This is a genomic window from Streptomyces sp. SID4985, from assembly GCF_009863025.1.
GTDB lineage: Bacteria > Actinomycetota > Actinomycetes > Streptomycetales > Streptomycetaceae > Streptomyces.
On record NZ_WWIR01000457.1, the window covers coordinates 1 to 212 of the forward strand.

Annotated in this window: 1 protein-coding gene; it reads right to left on the reverse strand. The window is 68.4% G+C overall.

Translation table 11 applies throughout. The annotated features are described in order from the left end of the window. Window positions 1-130: PTS glucose transporter subunit IIA (locus GTW40_RS20085; protein ID WP_161181577.1), on the reverse strand; the 130-nt coding region annotated here is incomplete at its 3' end. Window positions 131-212 lie beyond the last annotated feature (82 nt).

Genomic DNA, 212 nt, shown 5'->3' on the forward strand with positions numbered 1-212 from the left:
CCGCGTCGATCGGCTCCCGCAACGGATCGATCGCCGTCCCAGGCCCGACCATGGCCCCCGCGAACACCGGGTCGGGAACGTTGGCGAGGCCGACAGCGCGACCGGCGAGCGGCGACGTGACAGTGGTCATGGTGGAGCCTCCCAGGTACGGAGTACATCGCGTGCGGCCGCGGGGCAGCGGCCCATTGATCGACTGAACCAAAATTACGTCA